The organism is Kineococcus rubinsiae (genome assembly GCF_011839805.1).
Taxonomy (GTDB): domain Bacteria; phylum Actinomycetota; class Actinomycetes; order Actinomycetales; family Kineococcaceae; genus Kineococcus; species Kineococcus rubinsiae.
On record NZ_VWPY01000070.1, the window covers coordinates 1 to 19,464 of the forward strand.

A 19,464-nucleotide genomic window follows, 5' to 3' on the forward strand; every position below is an offset into this window, starting at 1 on the left:
TTGACGTCGTCGCCGAGGCCGAACGCGTCGTGGACCACGACGACCCCGGGCCACGGTCCGGGGCGGTCCGACGTCGCGACGGGCAGCGACAGGTAGGCGGGCAGCGGGGTGCCGTCGGCCGAGGGGATCGTCGTCATGGGCATGCGCGCATCGTCACCCGCGGGTGATCACCGCGCCACCCCTGGTCGCGCGGTGCCGGACGGGGGCACCATCGACGGGGTGGAGCCCGTCCGGGAGTACGTGCGGCGCCGCGCCGCGCCCGCGCTGCGGCCCTGGGTGGCCGGGTGCTCGGGCTACCGGGAGGCGGGCGTGGGGCCGGTGCGCCACCTCGGGCTGCCGTCGCCGTGGATGACGCTGATCCTCACCCTCGACGACCCCCTCGTGGTCGAGCGCCACCCCGACCCCGCGCAGCCGGGCGGCCGCTTCGACGCGCTCGTGGGCGGGCTGCACCGGACGCCCGCGGTGATCGTCCACGACGGCCGGCAGTCCGGGATCCAGGTCGCCCTGCACCCGCTGGCGGCGCGGGCCGTCCTGGGCCTGCCGGCGGGGGAGCTCGCCGCGCTCGACGTCGGCCTGGACGAGGTCGCTGGGGCGGACGTCGAGCGGGTGCGCGCGGACCTGCTGGCTGCGCCCGACTGGGCGGCCCGCTTCGACCGGGTCGAGGCGTGGCTCGCTGCGCGCCTGGCCGTCCCCACGCCGGGGACCGCGCCGCGCAGCGCACCCGAGGTCGTGCGGGCGTGGGAGCTGCTGCGCCGCGGCGCCCGGGTCGAGGCCGTCGCGCGGGAGGTGGGGTGGAGCGCCCGGCACCTGTCAGGGCGGTTCCGGACGGAGGTGGGACTGTCCCCGTCGGCGCTCGCGCGGGTCAGCCGCTTCGACCGCACCCGCCGTGCGCTGCAGGCGTTCCCCGCCGCGGGGGAGACGACGCGTCCCCGGTCGCTGGCCGACGTGGCGGCCGAGCACGGCTACGCCGACCACGCGCACCTCGACCGCGACTTCCGGGAGTTCGCGCAGACGACGCCGCGCCGCTGGCTGGCGCAGGAGTTCCGATCCGTCCAAGACGCCGAGCCGTCCGGCGCGGGACGCTCGTGGACATGACCTCGGACACCCGCACCCCAGAGACCCGAACCCAGCAGACCCGCACCCCGGCCCCGCAGGTGTGGCCGTGCCTGCAGGCGCACGACGCGCGCGCCCTGATCCGCTTCCTCGTCGACGCCTTCGGCTTCGTCGAGGTCGCCGCCTACGGCGAGGGCGACGTCGTCGCGCACGCCGAGCTCAGCTGGCCCGAGGGTGGCGGGGTGATGCTCGGCTCCGTGCGTCCCGCGGCGGACGGGGCGTCGGACGCGCCCGGGACCTGGGGGCCCGGCTCGAGCTGCTGCTACGTGGTCAGCGACCACGTCGACGCGCTGCACGCGCGGGCCGTGGCCGCCGGGGCCACGATCCTCATGCCGCTGACGGACACCGACTACGGCTCCCGCGACTTCACCGCGGCCGACCCGGAGGGCAACCGCTGGTCGTTCGGCACCTACCGCGGCGAGCCGCACCCGGGGTGAGCGCGGCCCGCCGGCGGTGGCGGGTCAGCCGACCTCGACCTCGAGGGTGACCTCGATGTTGCCGCGGGTCGCGTTGGAGTACGGGCAGACCTGGTGCGCCGCCTCGACGAGGGCCTGCGCGGCCGCCTCGTCGATGCCGCCGAGCTCGACGCGCAGGGTCACCTGCAGCCCGTAGCCGCCGGCGCCGTTGGAGCCGATGCCGACCTCGGCCGTGACGGCGGAGTCGGTGAACTCGACCTTCTGCGCCTTGCCCACGGCCTTCAGCGCCGAGTGGAAGCACGCGGAGTACCCGGCCGCGAACAGCTGCTCGGGGTTGGTCGCGCCACCCGGGCCCCCCATCTCGCGGGGGATGGCCAGGTCGACGTCGACGAGCCCGTCGGAGGTGCGGGTGTGCCCGGCGCGGCCCTCGCCGGTGGCCGTCGCGACGGCGGTGTAGACGGCGTCCATGTCAGTCTCCTCGTCAGTAGAACGAACGTTCCTTCTGCACAGTAGCGCAGATCTCGGTAGGGTCGACGGGTGGCAGTGACGACGACCGTGGTGGACGGAGCGGGCCCGCGGCCCTCGGCCGCGCGGGACCGGTTGCTCGCGACGGCGGCGCGCCTGTTCTACGCGCACGGCATCGGCGCCGTCGGCGTCGACCGGCTCGTGGTCGAGGCCGGCGTCACGCGCGCCACCTTCTACCGGCACTTCCCGGCCAAGGACGACCTCGTCGTGGCCTGGCTGCGCACCTCCGACGAGGCCGTGCGCACGGCGGTCCAGCGCTCGGCCGCCGTGGACGACGACCCGGTCGCGCTCGTCCGGCGCCTGGTGGCGGCGATCGGCGAGCAGGTGTGTGGCGAGGGCTTCCGCGGCTGCGCCTTCATCAACGCCGCGGCGGAGTTCCCCGACCTGGCCAGCGCCGTGCACCGCGCGGTGCGCGAGCACCGGGCGTGGCTGGCGGCGACCCTGACGGACGCCCTCGGGCGCGCGGCTCACCCGGACCCCGCCGCCGGGGCGCAGCGCATCGTCGTGCTGCGCGACGGGGCCATGGTCGCGGGCTACCTGGGGGACCCCGTCGCGGCGCGTGCGAGCTTCGCGGCCGGGGTCGAGGACGTGCTGGCGCTCACGCGTCCTTGAGCGGGTCGTTGCCCCAGTTCATGAGGGAGTAGCGCCAGCGCGTCTCGGTCACGTCGCCTTTCGGACGCTGCTTCGAGTGCCGGGCGACGTAGCCGACGACCTTGTGCATGTGGTCGACGTCGTCGTCGCTGAGGTCGTCCTTCTTCGTGCGCAGGATCTCCACGATGCGGCGGCCCGAGTGGTGCCCGACCGACTCGCCCTCGCCGACCCCGACGGACTTCGACTCGTCCGTCTCGAGCCACTCCTCGAGCTCCTTGGGCGTCATGTTCACCGCCTCGCCGAAGCGGTGGCGCACGTCGTCGCGGTCGGGGGTGTCGCTCTTCTTCTCGCTCACGCGTCCATGCTGACCCGGTGGCAGCAGGCCCGCACGCCGGTGCGGCTGCGGCTCCGGTTGCGGGGCAGCACCTCAGGCGACGGGCAGCCGGGCCGCCGGGGCCTCGCGCACGTCGACGTCCGGGTCGGGCCGGCGGTGCCCCGCGGTCGCGGCCGTCTGGCGGCGCACGTGGTGGCGGCGGCACAGCACCTCGTACTCGACGGTGCCCACGGGCCCCACGTCGAGGGTGCCCTCGAGCTGACCGACGTCACCGACGACGACCTGCTCGCCCGCGACGACCATCACCCCGTCGACGGTGCGGGCGTTGTGGGTGGCCCGCGACCCGCACCAGCACAGGGCCTCGACCTGCGGCACCTGGACCCGGTCGGCCAGCTCGATGAAGCGGGCGCTGCCGGGGAACAGGCGCGTGCGGAAGTCCGCGGTGATGCCGAACGCGAAGACGTCGATCCCGAGGTCGTCCACCAGGCGGGCCAGCTGCTCGACCTGCAGGGCCGAGTAGAACTGCGCCTCGTCGCACACGACGTAGTCGACCTGGTCACCCGCCGCGCGTCGGACGGACACCTCGGCCCACAGGTCGGTGTCCTCGCCGACCTCCAGCGCCGGGCGCCGCAGGCCGATGCGGCTGGAGATCACGGCCTCGCCCGCGCGGTCGAAGCGTGTGAACAGCAGCCCGCGCCGGCCCTGCACGCGGTGGTTGTGGTCGGTCTGCAGCGCGAGCGTCGACTTCCCGCAGTCCATCGTCCCCGAGAAGAACACGAGCTCCGCCACGTCCCTCATCCTGCCGCACCCGCGAGGGCGGATCCGTCGCAGACTGTCCGGCGGCGCCCCGGGGGAGGGCGCCGACAGGGCGGCGGGAGCGGGGGGCGAGGGCATGGGTGGTGCCGAGGGTCGGGACGGGGCCGTGACCCTGCAGGACTGCGCCCGCGTGAGCGGGCCGTTCTTCCACGGGACGCGCGCGGTGCTGCGGGCCGGTGACGAGCTGGTGCCGGGGCGGGTGTCGAACTTCCACGCGGGACGGGTGATGAACCACGTGTACTTCACGTCCCTGCTCGACACCGCCGCGTGAGGAGCCGAGCTGGCGGTGGCGCTCGCCGGCGAGGGGCCTGTCATCGGGGGACCAGGCGGAGCGGGGACCGGCGGGGATCGGGGCCACGTCTACGAGGTGGAACCCCGGGGACCCTTCGAGGACGATCCGAACGTCACGGACAAGAGGTTCCCGGGCAACGTCACGCGGTCCTACCGCTCCCGGCACCCGCTGCGCGTCGTGCGCGAGGTGCCCGACTGGCCCGGCCACGACGCCGAGACGCTGCAGCGCATGGTGGACGGGCTCCGGGGGCTGCGGTCGAAGGGGCTCGACGTCATCGAGGACTGACCGCCGCCGGCCCGGCCGCGCGGCGCCTCGGGACGTCGTGCGGTCGGGCCGGCGGGGCGGCGGAAGGCGTCGTGCGGCTCAGGCGTCCCCGGCCGTGACGGCCACGGCCTCCTCGGCGGAGTGCGGCGCCACGCGGTGGTGCGAGGCGGCAGTGAGGTGGCGCCGGCCGCTGAGCAGGACGACGAGGCCGAGCGCGACGCCGACGGCGCCGAGGGCGAACGGCGCCCAGGGGGCCGCGACCTCGCCGAGCTCCCCGGCGGCCCAGGCGGCGATCGCGCCGCCGATGAACCGGACGGCGGAGTAGGCCGCGGAAGCGGTCGAGCGCTGGACCGGCGAGACCTCCATGACGAGCTCGGTGACGATGGTGTTGTTCACGCCCAGGAACAACCCGGCCACGATCGTGCCGACGACGAGGAACGGGTGGTGGCTGACGAAGACGCCCTCCAGCGCCAGGGTCAGCGCGAACAGCGCGAGCATCGCGGCGATGACGCCCACGCTGCCGAACCGGCGCTGCAGCGGCGGGGCGATGAACACCGACGCGATCGCCAGGCACAGGCCCCAGCCGAAGAACACGAACCCGAGCCGGATCGGCGAGGAGATCTCCAGCGCGAACGGCGTGTAGGCGAGCAGGGTGAAGAACCCGAAGTTGTAGAGGAACGCCATGCCCGCGACGGTCAGCAGGCCGCGGTGGCGCAGGGCGCGGACCGGGTCGGCGACCGTGGTGCGCACCGCGGGCCGCGGGGTGGCGGGCAGCAGCGTGGCGATGGCGACGAAGGCGACGGCCATGAGGACCGCGGTGCCGAAGAACGGGCCACGCCAGCTGATGTCGCCCAGCAGCCCGCCGACCAGCGGCCCGGCCGCGATGCCGAGGCCGAGCGCGGCCTCGTACAGGATGATCGCGTTGGCCATGCCGCCGCTGGCGGCCCCGACGATCGTGGCGAGCGCGGTCGCGATGAACAGGGCGTTGCCGAGGCCCCAGCCCGCGCGGAACCCGACGATCTCGCCGATCGAGCCCGAGGAGCCGGCGAGCGCCGCGAACACGACGATGAGCGCGAGACCGCCCATGAGGGTGCGCTTCGCGCCGAACCGGCTGGAGACCGCGCCGGTGACGAGCATCGCGAGACCCGTGATGCCGAGGTAGCTGGTGAACAGCAGCAGCGTCTGGGCCTTCGTGGCGCCGAGGTCGCCGGCGATGGCCGGGAGGATCGGGTCGACGAGGCCGATGCCCATGAAGGACACGACGGCGGCGAACGCCACGGCCCAGACGGCGACGGGCTGCTTGAGGATGGATCCGGTGGTGTCCGCGGTACCGGTGGTCGGCACGGGACCTCCTCGCAGGAGTAGGGGTGGGGTTCGGAGGTTCAGGGCCCGGAGGTCGAGAGGTCCGGGGTCAGGCGGGGGGCGCGTCGGCGTGCGACCAGAGCGTGCCGACGAGGGCCTCGAGCAAGGCGACCGCGCCCGCGACGTCCTCGCGCCGGTCGGTGCCGAGGGCGTCCACGGCGTCGCCGACGGGCCCGCTGAGCCGGCGCCGGTTCTCGCGCAGGGCCTGCGTGCCCGCGGGGGTGAGGGTGACGCGGACGGCACGGGCGTCCCCGGGGTCGGCCTCGCGGGTGACGAGGCCCGCGTCGGCGCACCGGCTGACGAGCGACGTCATGGACGGCTGCGCGCACCGCTCGAGGGCGGCCAGCCGGCTGATGCGCAGCGGCCCCTCGCGGTCGAGGTTGCCCAGCAGGCGCGCCTGGGTCAGCGACAGCTCACCGGCCGCGGTGGCGGCGCTCGCGGCCCGGGTCAGCCCCGAGCACGCCAGCAGCAGCCGTTCGGCGAGCGCCTCATCCGATTGCATAGGGACACTATACATCAACTCACGTGTGACGAGTTGGTGGCGCAGCGCGACCGGGCGTGGTGAGCTACGGGGGTGGAGAGCACCCCGGATCAGGACAGCGAGCGCCGCGAGCGCTCGGAGCGGCGCAGCCTGATCGACCTCACGCGGGCCGAGCGCGGCGAGCCCGAGCGCCGGCACCTGCCCGGCGTGGAGCGCCGCGACGACGTCGCCGACGTCCCCGAGGCCGAGCGGCTGCCCGCCGAGGGCGAGGAGCGGCGCGGCGACGAACGGCCCGGCGACGAGCGGCGCGGCGACGGGCGGCGCGGCAGCGCCCCGGGCGACGACGCCTGAGGCCTCCGGTCAGCTCAGCGAGCTGAACGCCTCCACGTCGCGGATCTGGCCCGAGACGATGATCACGTCGTCGGCCTGCAGGGTCGTCTCGGGCGTCGCGTAGGTGAACCCCTCGCCCGGGCTGTGGTGCGCGACGACCGTCACCCGGTGCTGGCTGCGCAGCCGGGCCTGGGTCAGCGTCATGCCGACCAGGGGCGGCGGCGGGGTCGTCTTGACCATGGCGAAGCCGTCGTCGAACTCGATGTAGTCGAGCATCCGGCCGCGCACCAGGTGGGCGACGCGCAGCCCCATCTCGTGCTCGGGGCGGATGACCTTGTGCGCACCGAGCTGGGTGAGGATCCGGGCGTGCGACTCGCTGATCGCCTTGGCCCACACGTTGCGGATGCCGAACTGCAGCAGCGTCGAGACCGTGAGGATGCTCGCCTCGAGGTTCGTGCCGATGCCGACCACGGCGCGGTCGAACTCGTTCACGGACAGCTGCCGCAGCGCCTCCTCCTTGGTGGAGTCGGCGACGACGGCGTGCGTCAGGTGCGGGGCGAGCTCGTCGACGAGGGCCGGGTCGGAGTCGATGCCGAGGACGTCGACCTCGCCGTCCTTCATGAGCTCCAGCGCGAGGGAGCGGCCGAAGCGCCCCAGCCCGATGACGACCACCGAGCGGGGGGTCGCGGTGGCTGATCTCCTAGCCAATGATCGGCCTTCCTTCCGGGTACTCGTACAGGCGGCGCCGCTCGCGCAGGGCGAGCGCGGCGCCGAGGGTGATGGGGCCCAGGCGTCCCAGGAACATGAGCGCCGCGAGCAGGACCTGCCCCGCGGCGGGCAGCTGCGGCGGCAGCCCGGTGCTCAGCCCTACGGTGGCGAAGGAGGACACGACCTCGAACAGCAGCCGGTCCGGGGGGAAGGGCGTCGTCTCGACCAGGACCAGCGTCGAGGTGACGATGACGGCCACCGCCACGAGCGCGACCGTGAGGGCCTGGCGGTACACGCGCTCGGGGACGCGGCGGGAGAACACGGTGACGCTGGTGTCGCCGCGGAACTCCGCGACCAGGACCACGAGCAGCAGGGCGAACGTCGTCACCTTGATGCCGCCCGCGGTGCTCGCGGAGCCGCCGCCGATGAACATCAGGACGTCCATGACGAGCCACGACCCGCCGTTCATCGAGGCGATGTCGACGGAGTTGAAGCCCGAGCTGCGGGTCGCTGAGGCCTGGAAGAGCCCGGCCAGCGGCCGCTCGTGCCACGGCAGCGCACCGAAGGTGGCCGGGTTGCGCCACTCGTTGAAGGTCAGGAAGGCCCAGCCGAGCAGGAGCAGAGCCCCCGTGGTGGTCAGGGTCAGCTTGGTGTGCAGCGACCACAGCTTCGGGAAGCGGAACTGCCGGCGCAGCTCCAGCAGGACCGGGAACCCGAGGCCGCCGATCGTGGCCGCGACGATGACCGGCAGGCAGATCCAGGGGTCCCCGACGAAGCCGGTCATGTTGTCCGAGCGCAGGACGAACCCCGCGTTGTTGAAGGAGGAGACCGCCAGGAACGTGCCCTCCCACATCGCCGACGGCAGGGGTTCGCCGTAGCCGACGTGCAGGCGCGTCGTGAGGGCGACGGCCGTGACCGCCTCCACCAGCACCGAGACGCGCACGACGCCCAGCAGGACCGTGCGGACGTCGCCGAGCTCCAGGCCGCGCGACTCCGTCGCGGTGACCATCCGGGAGCGCAGGCCCATCCGGCGGGAGGCGAAGACGCCCAGCAGCGACGCCGACGTCATGATGCCGAACCCGCCGACCTGGGCGAGGGCGAGGATGACGACGAGCCCGCCCGTCGACCAGTGCTCGCGCGTGTCGACGATGGTGTGCCCGGTCACGCAGAGCGCGCTGACGGCCGTGAAGAGGGCCTCCACGAAGGTCGCGCCCCCGGGGCCGCGCCGCGAGACCGGCAGGTAGAGCAGCGCCGTGCCGATGGCCACGGCGACCGCGAACGCGACGGCGACGACCTGCGCGGGGTGCCGCAGGAACGGGCGGCGTGCGGGCGCTGCTGCGTCCACGTCAACCCTCCGGTGAGCCTCGGACCTCAGTGGGCCGCGGCGACCCGGGGAGTCAGGCTAGCCCGCCCGGGCCCCCGTCGCGGTGATCGTCGGGGTGGTCGTCGTGGTGCTCGACGTCCAGGAGCTCCAGCAGGTCGGTGCGGTCGAAGAAGCGGGCCGTCTCCAGGGCGTTCGGCGAACCCAGGTACGGGTCGGCGTCGCCCGTCAGGAGGGCCTGCACGACCTCGCGCGCGCCGGTGAAGACGGCGCCGGTCAGCGAGGTCTGGCCGCGGTCGTTGACGCGGTCGGGGTCGGCCCCGCGCTTCAGCAGCGCCGTCACGGTGGCGTGGTGGCCGTTGGACGCCGCGAGCATCAGCAGCGTGTTGCCGTCCGCGTCGGTGGAGTTCACCGGCACGCCGAGGTCCAGGTAGCCGCACAGCTCGCGCGAGCGGCCGTCGCGGGCGTGGCCGAAGAGGCGGTGCGCGAACTCCAGCGCCCGCTCCTCGCCCTCGTCGGAGGGACCGACCGGTTCCTGCGCCCCCGCGTCCGGGGCGTCGACGGGGTCCTCGGCGTCGCGGTCGTGGTCCGTCACGGCGTCAGGGTAGGCCGGGGGTGCCCGACCGCGCACGCCACGGCCCGTCGCGCGGCCGCCTCGTCGCGGTGCGTCACCGGCGGTCGGTGACCGCGTCCAGCGTCGTCATCGCGCCGGACAGGGCGGCCAGGTAGGCGCGGGACACGTCGTACACGGCGTGGCCCGCCACGACGACGCCCGCGGAGTCGTCGTCCTCGTAGGCCAGGACGGCCTCCAGGGCGTGCCCCGCGGCGCCGCGGTGGTCCAGCAGGGCCGCGCGCACCGACAGCGCCACCCCGGTCGTCTCGACGAGCTCGTCCTCGGGCAGCCCCATGACCGACGCGACCCCCGACAGCAGGCCGGCGGTGTAGGCCACGTCGGAGTCGCCCGGCACGAGCCGCGCGCACGCCGACGCCCGGGCCAGCACCAGCATCAGCGACTCGGTGTCCACGCTCGTGACCCCGCCCAGCAGCATGAGGACGACCCAGGAGCACAGCTGGCGGCGGCCGAGCAGCACGATGGCCTGGCGCAGCGACGTGATCTCGTTGCGCGCGCCGTAGGCGGCGGAGCCGACCGTCTTGAAGACCCGCAGGCTCAGCGCCGGGTCGGACGCCACGAGCTCCTCGATCTCCCCGATCGAGGCCTCGGCGCCCGTCAGGGCCCGCACCAGGCGCAGGCAGATGATCTGCGACGGCGTCAGGCTCACGGCCTCCAGCGTCACGGGGCGCTGCAGGCCGTAGCCCTGGAAGAGGTCGAAGCCCAGCTCGAGGCAGCGGTCGAACAGCGCGTCGTCCTCGATGCGCTCCACGACCAGCACCGCGCCCGGGCCGTGCTCGCGGGCCAGGGCCAGGACGTCCTCGAACGCGTCGCCCGTCGCCTCGACGTCGATCTTCACGTAGTCCGCCAGCGCCAGGGCCGGCAGCCGGTGCGCCTCGCCCGCGAAGTCGTCGACCGCGATCCGGTAGCCCAGGGCGCGCAGGTGGCTGAGGCCCTCGATGACCTCGTCGTCGACCTGGATGTCCTCCAGCAGCTCCAGCACCACCTGCGACGGCGAGCACGGCATGGGCAGCTCGCCCGTGAAGAACCCGCGCGTCAGGTTGATGAAGAGGAGGCGGTCGCCCGCGATCTGCTCGACGCCGAAGTCGCCGAACGTGGCGCTGATGACCTGCGACGTCGCGTGGTCCTGCTCGGCGCCCTCGGCCAGCTCGGCGCTCGTGCGGCCGTGGGCGCGGAACAGCAGCTCGTAGGCGACGAGGCGGCGGTCGCGGTCGTAGATGCCCTGGCGGCCGACGCGGACGGGCGCGACGCTGGCGGGGGCCGGGGCGGACGTCAGCTCGCGCCCGGTCACGACGCGGCGCTCGCGGCGATGGTGCGCAGCTCGCGGAGGTCGACGACGAAGGCGTCCTCGTCCAGGACCGTCCCGCCCGTGGCGGCGACCAGGGCGGCCGTGACGGCGGCGACCGACGAGCGCGCGAGCACCCGGCCGTGCGGGTCCGTCGCGTCGCCCGCGGCGTCGGTGTCCCACTGGACCTCGTAGGTGACCTCGCCCGCGGACGGGTCCGCGGAGGGGTCGTCCTCGGGGTGCACGAGGAGCACGAGGTCGGTGTCGCCGCGGCGGCCGGAGACGACGTACGGCTCGGGGACGGGCGGCTCGCCCGTCAGCGCCTCGTCCGCGGCGTCGAGGAGCTCCTCGAGGTCGCCGGAGCGGGCGCTCTCGGCGTCGGGCAGGGCGGCGTCGAGCGCGGCCAGCAGCTCGTCCGGCTCCACCCACGTCGACGTCCTCACCCTCAGGTCTACGGCTCGCCAGGGGTCCGGCTTGAGCACCGCCGACGTCCCGGCTGCGCGGACCGCGCCGCCGACCCGGCGGGCCAGGGCCAGCAGCAGGACCAGGCCCGCCAGTTCCTCACCCACGGGGCGGCCCCCGGGGAAGGCGCGGTGCAGCTCGTCGCGGTCCGGCTCTGCCGGCGGGGTGCTGCTGCGCTGCACCGGCGTGAGCAGCCCGACGACGCTGCCGACGTCGGCGTGGAAGGGCTTCGGCAGCCGCAGCGCCCGGCGCGCGCCCCGGGTCAGGGGCACGGGACCGAGCAGGACGCTCGCCGCGTCGGGGCCGTCCGAGGTCGGGGTGACGCGGTCGGCGAGGACCGCGCGGCCGTCGCGGGCCAGGTCGCTCCCGGGCAGGCGCTGCCGGAGCAGGTCGGAGACCTCGGCGGCGCTCACGGCGTGCGGCAGCAGCAGGAGGTGCGCCCCGCTCAGGGTCTGCGCGCGGGGCGGGAGGGCTGCACGGTGCGGGGAGGCGGCCACCCCCACACCATGCACCCCTCAGACCTGCGTGCGGGAGAAGTCGGCGGAGGAACGGCTCGGAGTGGGCCCGCGCTGCCCCTGGTACTTCGACCCGGACGCCGCGCTGCCGTACGGGTGCTCGGCCGCGCTGGAGAGCTGGAAGAAGCACAGCTGCCCGATCTTCATGCCCGGCCACAGCGTGATCGGCAGCGTCGCGACGTTCGACAGCTCCAGCGTCACGTGCCCCGAGAAGCCCGCGTCGATGAACCCCGCCGTCGAGTGCGTCAGCAGCCCGAGCCGCCCGAGGCTGCTCTTGCCCTCCAGCCGCGCCGAGACGTCGTCGGGCAGGGTGACGACCTCGAACGTCGACCCGAGCACGAACTCGCCCGGGTGCAGGATGAACGGCTCGTCGTCGGTGACCTCGACCAGGCGCGTGAGGTCCGGCTGGTCCTGCGAGGGGTCGATGACGCGGTACTTGTGGTTGTCGAAGAGCCGGAAGTACCGGTCCAGGCGCACGTCGATGCTGGACGGCTGCACGAGCGACGGGTCGTACGGGTCCAGCACGACGCGACCGGAGTCGAGGACGCGGCGGATGTCGCGGTCGGAGAGCAGCACGGGCGCCACGGTAGCGGTCGCCCCCGCAGCGGTGCGGGGCACCGGCGGGCGTCCGATAGACTCCTGCTGCGCTCGCCCTGGTGGGTGCTCGCGGGTGTAGTTCAATGGTAGAACTTCAGCTTCCCAAGCTGATAGTGCGGGTTCGATTCCCGTCACCCGCTCAGACGTCGAGGCCCGGATCCGGTGGATCCGGTGGATCCGGTGGATCCGGTGGATCCGGGCCTTCGTCGTATCCGGACCTCCGCGGGCTGCGGCTCCCCGCCGGAGCGGCCGCCGCGCGCACGCCCGGCCCGGCAGGATGAGCCCGTGAGCACGTACGCGGTCGAGGCCCGGCGCTCAGGCCTGCCCGGGCTGTGGGAGCTGCACATCGCCGGGGTCGGCGTCACGCAGTCGCACCGGCTCGGGGACGACGCGGAGTTCATGGTCCGCGACTACCTCCAGGTCGTGGGGGCCGCCGACTGGGACACCGCCGTGCTCGTCATCGCCGAGGTCGACGACTGAACGAGCGCGGCGACCGCCGACGGCGCGGCCCCGGGCGCCGCCGAGGTCGTCGCGGAAGCGGCGCGGGTTTCCGCCGGTGGCCGCGGGGTACCGCAGGCGCATGACGACGAGCTGGAACGGGTGCCCGCGGTGAGCGCGCAGTCGATCGCCGAGGCCGCGCACCGGCGGCTGCACGCCGTGCAGGCGGCCTACCAGACGCAGGACGAGCGGCCGCTGGGCAGCTACGCCGCGGTCATGGGGGTCTACGGCAGCGCCGTGACGGCGGCGGCCCTGCTCGCCCGGGCGACGGGGCGGGGGATGCCGGTGCGGCCGAGCGCGGGTGACCTCGCCGTGCTCGCGATCGCCACCCACAAGGCCACCCGCCTGCTCACCAAGACCGCCGTCACCTCACCGCTGCGGGCGCCGTTCACGCGCCACGCCGGCTCCGCGGGGGAGGGCGAGGTGATGGAGGAGGTCCGCGCCGAGGGGCTCGGGCACTCCGTCGGGGAACTGCTGACGTGCCCGTTCTGCGCGTCGGTGGGTCGCCACCGGGCTCACCGCGGGGACGGTCCTCGCGCCGCAGCTGACCCGGGCCGCGACGACCGTGCTCGCCACGGTGTTCGGCTCCGACGTCCTGCACCTGCTCTACGACAGCGCCAAGCACCTGCCGGCCGGCGCGGAGCGGGCCGCGGGCGACGCCTGAGCGCGCCTACGCCGTGAGACCCGCGTGCAGGCGGTTCAGGACGTAGTTGATCCACTCGTCGCGCGCCGCCGCACTCGGGTTCCGCCCCTCGACCGAGGCGACGACGGTGTCGCGCCCCAGGGCCACGAGGACGTCGACGGCCTCCTGCGCCTGCGCCGCAGCGGACTCGATCGCCGCGCGCACGGCGCGCTGCTGCTGGTCGGTGAGCTTCGCCTGGGCCATGTCCCCATCCTCCTCCCGCGCCTGAGTGGCACGGACCTGCGGCCTGCGGTTCGGTGGCAGCAGCCGGCGACGTGGACGTCGCCGGGACACACGAGAGGAACTCCATGGCACTGCGCGTGCTCTTCCTGGGCGGCACGGGGATCATCAGCTCGGCCTGCGCGGCGCTCGCCGTCGAGCGCGGCCTCGACCTCACGGTCCTCAACCGCGGCGGGACGTCGGCCAAGCGCCCCCTGCCCGACGGGGTGCGGACCCTCACCGCGGACGCGCGGGACCCCGGCGAGCTGCGGAAGGCGCTGGGGGACGAGGAGTTCGACGTGGTCGTCGACTTCGTGGCGTTCACGACCGAGCACGTCGCGGCCGACGTCGAGACGTTCCGCGACCGCACCGGGCAGTACGTGTTCATCTCCAGCGCCTCGGCGTACCAGAAGCCCGTGGGGCACCTCCCGATCACCGAGTCGACGCCGCTGGCGAACCCGTTCTGGCAGTACTCCCGCGACAAGATCGCCTGCGAGGAGCTGCTGACCGCCGCCTACCGCGACACGGGTTTCCCGGCCGTCGTCGTGCGGCCCAGCCACACCTACGACCGCACGAGCCTGCCCGTCGACGGCGGCTGGACGATCGTGGACCGGATGCGGCGCGGCAGGCCCGTGGTCGTGCCCGGCGACGGGACGTCGCTGTGGGTCCTGACCCACCACACCGACTTCGCGAAGGGGTTCGTCCCGCTGCTGGGCGAGCCGGCCGCCACCGGCGGGGCCGTGCACATCACCGGCGACGAGGTGCTGACGTGGGACCGGATCCACCGCGACCTCGCCGCGGCCGCCGGGGTGCGCGACCCGCAGCTCGTCCACGTGCCGTCCGACGCCATCGCGGCCGACGACCCCGTCCGCGGGGCGGGCCTGCTGGGCGACAAGGCCCACTCGGTCATCTTCGACAACACCAAGCTCAAGCGGCTCGTGCCGGGCTTCACCGCCACGACGACGTTCGCGCAGGGGGCGCGGGAGATCGTCGCGCACCACGACGCGCACCCCGAGCTGGCGGTCGTGGACCCCGACGTCGACGCGCGCCAGGACCGGCTCGTCGAGCGCTGGGGCTGAGCGGTCCCTCCGTGATCGTGCAGGTAGACCCTGCATGATCACGGAGGGGAGGGGTCAGGCCGTGGCCGCGCCGTCGTCGCCCGGCCCGAGGCCCGGGGGCAGCTCACCGGTCGACTTCCGGTAGTACGCGGCGGCCTGGCGCTCCACGAGGAGGCGCGTCAGGCCGATGACCGCACCGGACGCGAGCGCCCAGATGACGGCCTCGCGCCACGCGACGTCCGGGTCCTCCGGGTTGTCCGGCGGCGGCGACTTCGTGATGGTCACCCAGACCTTCTTGGTCAAGCGGCTCGCGACCGCGGTCGCGAAGATCCCCGACGCGGGGCCCACCAGCTTCCACACCATGGCGTTCATGGTCGCTGACCCTGCCCTACAGCACGTCGCCGAGCCAGCGCAGGACCGGGAACAGCGACGTCGCGGCCCCGCCCAGCAGGGCCAGGGCGAGCAGGACGGCCATCAGCCGGACGGCGCGGGACGGTCCACCGTCGGGTCCTCGGAGGCTGCGGAGCACACCGCCATCATCCCCGATCCGCACCCGGCCGAGGCGGTGTAGCGTTCCGCCCAACGACAGGGGAGCGCTTCGGGCGCTGAGAGTGCGGGGCATCCCGCAGACCCTCGAACCTGATCCGGTTCACACCGGCGTAGGGAGTCGGGACGTCTCGACCCGTGGCCGCAGCGGCCACGGGTCCCCCTCCTGGATCCAGGAGGACACCGTGAGCACCACCTCGACCACCCCGCGCAGCAGCGCCCTGGCCCGCGGGCCGCTGGGCCGCTGGCGCAGCCTCGACCTCGTCACCGCCGCCGTCCTCGGCGTCGCGTTCGGCGTCGTCTTCTGGGGCTGGGACGTCGTCTACAACGTCCTGAGCCCCGGCTTCGGCTTCTTCCAGCCCGCCAAGGGCCTGCTCGGCGGGGTGTGGCTGCTGCCCGCCGTCGTCGGCGCCCTCGTCGTCCGCCGCCCGGGCGCGGCCCTGTTCACCGAGCTGGTCGCCGCGTCCGTGGAGTACCTGCTCGGCAGCGGCTGGAGCGTGGGCGTGCTCATCTCCGGCGGCCTGCAGGGCCTCGGCGTCGAGATCGCCGTGGCGCTCTTCGCCTGGCGGCGCTGGGGGGCCGGTGTCGCGGCCCTGGGCGGCGCGCTCGCCGCGGCCCTGGAGGCCCTCTACGAGGCCTTCGCCTACAACGACTGGGTGCTCGGCTGGGACCTCGCCTACGGGGCGGCCTTCGTCGTCTCCGGCGCCGTCGTCGCCGGCCTCGGCGGTGCGGCCCTCGTGCGGGCGCTCGCGCGAGCCGGTGCGCTGCAGCGCTTCCCGGCGGGTGCCGAGCACCGCGCCGCCCAACGGGCCTGAGCCGGTGGCGGCCGTCCGCGTCCGCGGGCTGACGGTCGCGCCCGCCGGGTCGAGGCCCGTCCTGCGCGACCTCGACCTCGACGTCCCCGCCGGCGAGCGCGTCCTGCTCGTCGGCCCCAGCGGCTCGGGGAAGTCGACGCTGCTGCGGGCGCTGGCCGGCCTGCTCGACGCCGAGCACGACGACGACGGCGCCGTGACCGGTGAGGTCCTCGTGGGCGGCCGGCCCGCGGGGCCGGGCGCGGCGGGCCTGCTGCTGCAGGACCCGCTGGACGCCGTCGTCGCGGCGACCGCGGGACGGGACACGGCCTTCGGGCCGGAGAACGCCGTCCTGGACCGCCCCGAGATCTGGGAGCGCGTGGCCCGGGCCCAGGCCGCGGCGTCCTTCCGGCCCGGCCGCGAGCGCGACACCGCGACCCTGTCGGGCGGTGAGCTGCAGCGGCTCGGCCTCGCGGGCGCGCTCGCGCTGCGGCCCGGGCTCCTGCTGCTCGACGAGCCCACCTCGATGCTCGACGCCCCCACCGCGCTCGCGGTGCGCGACGCCGTCCTCGCGGCCGCCGGCGACTCGACGCTCGTCGTCGTCGACCACGACGTCGCGGCCTGGGCGCACGTCGTCGACCGCGTCCTCGTCCTCGGGGCGGACGGCGCCGTCGTCGACGACGGGCCGCCCGCCGCGGTCCTGGCGCGGGCGGCCACCTCCACCTCCGAGCTGTGGATCCCCGGCGCCCCGGTCCCCGACCCCCTCGACGTGCCCTCCGAGCTCGTCACCCCCGCCCTCCGCCTGCCCGGCGGTGACGTCGCGCTGCACGGCCGCGGCCTGCGCGTCGTCCGGCGCCGCCGCGGCCTGCGGCCCGGGCCCGCGACGACCGTCCTCGACGGTGTCGACGCGGAGCTGCGCACGGGGGCCGTCACCGCCCTGACCGGGACGAGCGGCGCGGGGAAGTCGACCCTCGTGGCCGTCCTCGCCGGGCTGCTGCGGCCCACCGCCGGCGACGTCCTGGCCGCGCCCGGGCTCGCGGCCCGGGGTCGCCGGGAGCCGTGGCGGTGGTCGTCGGCGGAGCTCGCCACCCGCGTCGGCTGGATCCCGCAGCACCCCGAGCACGGCGTGGTCCGCCCCTCGGTGCGCGAGGAGGTCCGCGCCACCGGCCGCGCCCTCGGCCTCGGCGCGGCGGGGGACCGGCGCGCCGACGACCTCCTGGACCTGCTGGGCCTCGCCCACCGCGCCGACGTCGACCCGCACCTGCTCTCCGGCGGCGAGCAGCGCCGCCTCGGGGTCGCCTCCGCGCTGGCCGCCGGGCCGTCGCTCGTCCTCGCCGACGAGCCCAGCGTCGGGCAGGACCGCGCGACGTGGGCCGTCGTCGCGGGGGTGCTGCGCTCCGCGGCCCGCGCGGGGGCCGCCGTCGCCGTCGCCACCCACGACGCCCGCCTCGTCGCCGCCTGCGCCGATGCGGAGGTCGCCCTCGCGGGCGGTCGCCTCCTACCCGCCGCCGGTGCGCCGGCGGCCGGCCCTGCTGTCGGCACACCTGCTGACGACACTCCGGCCCGGCTCGCGGCGGTGCGGCCGTGAGCGTCACCGACCTCGTCCCGCCCACGGCGACGCAGGACCGCACCGCGGCCGGCGGCCCGCCCGTGCGCCGCTGCGGGCCGCTGTCGCTGCTCGGCGCGTCCGTCCTGCCCGTCGCCGGGTCGCTCGCCGTCGACACCTGGCGCGTCGGGGCCGTGGCGCTCGCGGTGCAGCTGCTCCTGCTGCCGCTCGCGGTCCGCGGCTGGCGTGCCCTGCTGCCACGGCTGGTCCCCGTGACGATCGCGGCGGTCTCGGTCGGGTGGTCCACCTGGCTCCTCGGCGGCGAGGCGGACCCGGTGGCCGCCGCCGTGGCGTCGGTCCTGCGCATCGCCGTGCTCGTGCTGCCCGGTGTCGTCCTCCTCGCCTGGCTGGACCCGAGCGAGACGGGCGACCACCTGGCGCAGCGGCTGCACCTGCCGGCGCGGGCCGTGGTCGCGGCCACGGCCGCGCTCGAGCAGCTCTCGGCCCTGGCCCAGGCGTGGGACGAGCTGTCCCGCGCCCGCCGCGCCCGCGGGCTCGGACCCGGCCGCGGGCCCGTCTCGCGCGTGCGGTGGGCCGCCTCGACGGCGTTCGGGCTCCTCGTCGAGGCGCTGCGCCGGGCGGCGCGGATGTCGGTGGCCATGGACGCCCGCGGGTTCGCCGACGCCGCCGGCCGCTCGTGGGCGCTGCCCGCGCGGTGGGCGCTCGCGGACACCGTCCTGCTCGTCGTGGGCGCGCTCCTCGCCGCCGTCCCGCTCGTCGCGACGGCCCTGCTCGGCTGAGCCGCCCCCGCCCCCGCGCCTCGCCCGGCCGGCCGCGGGGTGCACGGGGGGACCGTGGATTCCTCACGCCGGACACCTGCGCTGCGGCCTGGTGAGGTCCCCCGGCCGGGGGCCACCGTGGGGCCATGGGCCCGGTCCGGCACAGCACCCTGCGCAGCAGGTGGTCGGAGCTGCTGCGTGCCGGGTCCCCGCGCCCGCGACGGCCGGACGCGCGCCGGCCCGACCCGTGGTCCTCTGACGATCGGCCGTCGGACGTGCTGGACCCGGCGGTCCGGTCGGGGGAGGAGCCGGCCCCCACGTCGTGCGCGGTCGCCCTGCGGGGCCTCGGGGTGAGCTTCGGCGACGTGCGCGTCCTGGACCGCGTCGACCTGGAGGTCGCCCGCGGGGAGGTCGTCGGGGTGCTCGGCCGCCGCGGCGCGGGGGCGTCGACGGTGCTCGCCGCGGTCGCGGGGCTGCTGGCCCCCACCGCGGGCACGGTGCGGGTCTTCGGCCACGACCCGGCCGCCCGGCCGCAGGTCGCGCACCGGCTGGTGTCCGTGCTGCCCGAGCGCTCGGGGCCGTTCCCGCGGCTGACGGTCGAGGAGAGCCTGGAGCTGTGGGCGTCGCTGCACGCGCAGCCGCGGCCGGTGGCGGACGTCCTGGCCCTGGCCGGGCTCGGCGCCGTCGCCGCCCGCCGCGGCGGGGACCTGGGCACCGCCGACGCGCAGCGCCTCCTGCTGGCCGTCACCTTCGTCGGCGGGACCCCGCTCGTCGTGCTGGACGAGCCGCCCGCTGGATTCGTCCCGCCCGCGCGGGCCGCGCTGGCCGCCCTCGTCCGCGACCGCGCCGCGGCCGGCGGCACCGTCCTGCTCGCCTCGCGCGACGCGGGGCAGGCCGCGGACCTCTGCGACCGCGTCGCCGTCCTGCGCCGCGGGCGCCTCGCCGCCGTCGCCAGCCCGCAGCAGCTCGTCGAGCGCTACGCCCCCGACGGCGGCGCGGCCGTCCTGGTCGGCGACCCCGCGGAGGCGTCCGCGCTCAGCTCCGCCGCCCCCGGCGCGACCTTCCAGCGCGGACCCGCCGGGACGCTCGTCGAGGTGCCCGGCTGCGACCCGGGGCAGCTGCGGTCCCTGCTGCGCGGTCTCGCCAGCGTCCTGGAGGTCCATCACCACGAGGGCACGCTGGCCGACGCCGTGCGCCGCGCGACCGCCGACCGGCGCCCCCGCGAGGAGGAGGTGGCGTGAGTGCCACCGTCCGCGCCCCCGGGGCGGCCGCGACCCGCCCCGCGGCGGCCCCCGGCCCGCC

The 19,464-nt window shown here is 75.7% G+C and carries 24 protein-coding genes, 1 tRNA gene, 2 pseudogenes and 1 riboswitch; of the genes and pseudogenes, 13 read left to right on the forward strand and 14 right to left on the reverse strand.

Going from position 1 to position 19,464, the window contains the following annotated elements:
* Positions 1-219 precede the first annotated feature (219 nt).
* Entirely contained in the window at positions 220-1,095 is an 876-nt protein-coding gene (locus tag F1544_RS20880; protein ID WP_208972331.1) for a helix-turn-helix domain-containing protein, read from the forward strand.
* The gene (locus tag F1544_RS20885; RefSeq protein ID WP_167588136.1) at positions 1,092-1,550 is read left to right on the forward strand and encodes a VOC family protein; all 459 of its coding nucleotides are present in this window, start codon (positions 1,092-1,094) and stop codon (positions 1,548-1,550) included. The genes F1544_RS20880 and F1544_RS20885 overlap by 4 nt, the downstream gene beginning before the upstream one ends.
* Positions 1,551-1,574: 24 nt before the next feature.
* Here the strand turns inward: F1544_RS20885 and F1544_RS20890 are convergent, their stop codons facing one another.
* Positions 1,575-1,997: an organic hydroperoxide resistance protein gene (locus tag F1544_RS20890; RefSeq protein ID WP_167588137.1), complete on the reverse strand. Its 423-nt coding sequence runs from the start codon at positions 1,995-1,997 to the stop codon at positions 1,575-1,577.
* 69 nt (positions 1,998-2,066) lie between these two features.
* Between F1544_RS20890 and F1544_RS20895 the strand changes: the two genes are divergently transcribed.
* Positions 2,067-2,666, forward strand: coding sequence for a TetR/AcrR family transcriptional regulator (locus F1544_RS20895; protein ID WP_167588138.1), 600 nt, complete (start codon positions 2,067-2,069; stop codon positions 2,664-2,666).
* Here the strand turns inward: F1544_RS20895 and F1544_RS20900 are convergent.
* Both F1544_RS20900 and F1544_RS20905 read right to left on the reverse strand, forming a co-directional pair.
* Positions 2,653-3,000 (reverse strand): DUF3140 domain-containing protein, encoded by a 348-nt coding sequence (locus F1544_RS20900; protein WP_308470236.1) that lies wholly within the window; start codon positions 2,998-3,000, stop codon positions 2,653-2,655. The two genes, F1544_RS20895 and F1544_RS20900, sit on opposite strands and share 14 nt — an antisense overlap.
* A gap of 72 nt (positions 3,001-3,072) precedes the next feature.
* Complete coding sequence (locus tag F1544_RS20905) at positions 3,073-3,768, reverse strand: thymidine kinase (protein ID WP_167588139.1); 696 nt, start codon at positions 3,766-3,768, stop codon at positions 3,073-3,075.
* A 103-nt stretch (positions 3,769-3,871) separates the two neighbouring features.
* On the opposite strand from F1544_RS20905, the pseudogene arr reads away from it, so the two are divergent.
* Positions 3,872-4,372: pseudogene (arr, locus tag F1544_RS24970) on the forward strand (NAD(+)--rifampin ADP-ribosyltransferase).
* 78 nt (positions 4,373-4,450) lie between these two features.
* On the opposite strand, the gene F1544_RS20915 reads toward arr, so the two are convergent.
* The gene (locus F1544_RS20915; protein ID WP_167588140.1) at positions 4,451-5,695 is read right to left on the reverse strand and encodes an MFS transporter; all 1,245 of its coding nucleotides are present in this window, start codon (positions 5,693-5,695) and stop codon (positions 4,451-4,453) included.
* 67 nt (positions 5,696-5,762) lie between these two features.
* Positions 5,763-6,215, reverse strand: coding sequence for a MarR family winged helix-turn-helix transcriptional regulator (locus F1544_RS23660; RefSeq protein ID WP_208972335.1), 453 nt, complete (start codon positions 6,213-6,215; stop codon positions 5,763-5,765).
* Positions 6,216-6,287: 72 nt separating this feature from the next.
* On the opposite strand from F1544_RS23660, the gene F1544_RS20925 reads away from it, so the two are divergent.
* Entirely contained in the window at positions 6,288-6,545 is a 258-nt protein-coding gene (locus tag F1544_RS20925) for a hypothetical protein (RefSeq protein ID WP_167588141.1), read from the forward strand.
* Positions 6,546-6,554: 9 nt separating this feature from the next.
* Here F1544_RS20925 and F1544_RS20930 read toward each other — a convergent pair whose 3' ends face one another.
* The 6 genes from F1544_RS20930 to dcd form a co-directional block, all read right to left on the reverse strand.
* Entirely contained in the window at positions 6,555-7,196 is a 642-nt protein-coding gene (locus F1544_RS20930) for a potassium channel family protein (RefSeq protein WP_167588142.1), read from the reverse strand.
* 28 nt (positions 7,197-7,224) lie between these two features.
* On the reverse strand, positions 7,225-8,577 hold the full coding sequence (locus F1544_RS20935; RefSeq protein WP_167588143.1) for a TrkH family potassium uptake protein: 1,353 nt from the start codon (positions 8,575-8,577) through the stop codon (positions 7,225-7,227).
* Positions 8,578-8,629: 52 nt separating this feature from the next.
* Complete coding sequence (locus F1544_RS20940) at positions 8,630-9,148, reverse strand: ankyrin repeat domain-containing protein (RefSeq protein ID WP_308470237.1); 519 nt, start codon at positions 9,146-9,148, stop codon at positions 8,630-8,632.
* A gap of 73 nt (positions 9,149-9,221) precedes the next feature.
* Positions 9,222-10,475, reverse strand: a complete 1,254-nt coding sequence (locus F1544_RS20945; RefSeq protein ID WP_167588145.1) for an EAL and HDOD domain-containing protein — start codon at positions 10,473-10,475, stop codon at positions 9,222-9,224.
* Positions 10,472-11,428 (reverse strand): hypothetical protein, encoded by a 957-nt coding sequence (locus F1544_RS26615; RefSeq protein WP_167588146.1) that lies wholly within the window; start codon positions 11,426-11,428, stop codon positions 10,472-10,474. Before F1544_RS26615 ends, F1544_RS20945 begins: the two co-directional genes overlap by 4 nt.
* An 18-nt stretch (positions 11,429-11,446) precedes the next feature.
* Positions 11,447-12,022, reverse strand: coding sequence for a dCTP deaminase (dcd, locus tag F1544_RS20955; protein ID WP_167588147.1), 576 nt, complete (start codon positions 12,020-12,022; stop codon positions 11,447-11,449).
* Positions 12,023-12,112: 90 nt separating this feature from the next.
* Between dcd and F1544_RS20960 the strand changes: the two genes are divergently transcribed.
* From F1544_RS20960 to F1544_RS20970, 3 genes and pseudogenes are all read left to right on the forward strand, one after another.
* Positions 12,113-12,183: transfer RNA gene (locus tag F1544_RS20960), tRNA-Gly, on the forward strand.
* Between the two features lie 145 nt (positions 12,184-12,328).
* On the forward strand, positions 12,329-12,523 hold the full coding sequence (locus F1544_RS20965; RefSeq protein WP_167588148.1) for a hypothetical protein: 195 nt from the start codon (positions 12,329-12,331) through the stop codon (positions 12,521-12,523).
* Between the two features lie 234 nt (positions 12,524-12,757).
* Positions 12,758-13,205, forward strand: a pseudogene (locus F1544_RS20970) (DUF1360 domain-containing protein).
* A gap of 6 nt (positions 13,206-13,211) precedes the next feature.
* Here F1544_RS20970 and F1544_RS20975 read toward each other — a convergent pair.
* Complete coding sequence (locus F1544_RS20975; RefSeq protein ID WP_167588149.1) at positions 13,212-13,427, reverse strand: hypothetical protein; 216 nt, start codon at positions 13,425-13,427, stop codon at positions 13,212-13,214.
* Between the two features lie 104 nt (positions 13,428-13,531).
* Between F1544_RS20975 and F1544_RS20980 the strand changes: the two genes are divergently transcribed.
* Positions 13,532-14,521 (forward strand): NAD-dependent epimerase/dehydratase family protein, encoded by a 990-nt coding sequence (locus F1544_RS20980; protein ID WP_167588150.1) that lies wholly within the window; start codon positions 13,532-13,534, stop codon positions 14,519-14,521.
* 54 nt (positions 14,522-14,575) lie between these two features.
* Here F1544_RS20980 and F1544_RS20985 read toward each other — a convergent pair whose 3' ends face one another.
* Both F1544_RS20985 and F1544_RS20990 read right to left on the reverse strand, forming a co-directional pair.
* On the reverse strand, positions 14,576-14,872 hold the full coding sequence (locus F1544_RS20985; protein WP_167588151.1) for a DUF4235 domain-containing protein: 297 nt from the start codon (positions 14,870-14,872) through the stop codon (positions 14,576-14,578).
* Between the two features lie 16 nt (positions 14,873-14,888).
* Positions 14,889-15,029, reverse strand: coding sequence for a hypothetical protein (locus tag F1544_RS20990; protein ID WP_167588152.1), 141 nt, complete (start codon positions 15,027-15,029; stop codon positions 14,889-14,891).
* A 48-nt stretch (positions 15,030-15,077) separates the two neighbouring features.
* A riboswitch (TPP riboswitch) is annotated at positions 15,078-15,183 on the forward strand.
* 48 nt (positions 15,184-15,231) lie between these two features.
* On the opposite strand from F1544_RS20990, the gene F1544_RS20995 reads away from it, so the two are divergent.
* The 4 genes from F1544_RS20995 (at position 15,232) to F1544_RS21010 (ending at position 19,403) form a co-directional block, all read left to right on the forward strand.
* Positions 15,232-15,861 (forward strand): ECF transporter S component, encoded by a 630-nt coding sequence (locus F1544_RS20995; RefSeq protein WP_167588153.1) that lies wholly within the window; start codon positions 15,232-15,234, stop codon positions 15,859-15,861.
* A 4-nt stretch (positions 15,862-15,865) separates the two neighbouring features.
* Positions 15,866-17,425 carry an ATP-binding cassette domain-containing protein gene (locus tag F1544_RS21000; RefSeq protein ID WP_167588154.1) on the forward strand — a complete coding sequence of 520 codons (1,560 nt, stop codon included), beginning with the start codon at positions 15,866-15,868 and terminating at the stop codon, positions 17,423-17,425.
* On the forward strand, positions 17,422-18,183 hold the full coding sequence (locus tag F1544_RS21005; RefSeq protein WP_208972338.1) for an energy-coupling factor transporter transmembrane component T family protein: 762 nt from the start codon (positions 17,422-17,424) through the stop codon (positions 18,181-18,183). The genes F1544_RS21000 and F1544_RS21005 overlap by 4 nt, the downstream gene beginning before the upstream one ends.
* A 254-nt stretch (positions 18,184-18,437) precedes the next feature.
* On the forward strand, positions 18,438-19,403 hold the full coding sequence (locus F1544_RS21010; protein WP_167588155.1) for an ATP-binding cassette domain-containing protein: 966 nt from the start codon (positions 18,438-18,440) through the stop codon (positions 19,401-19,403).
* Positions 19,404-19,464 lie beyond the last annotated feature (61 nt).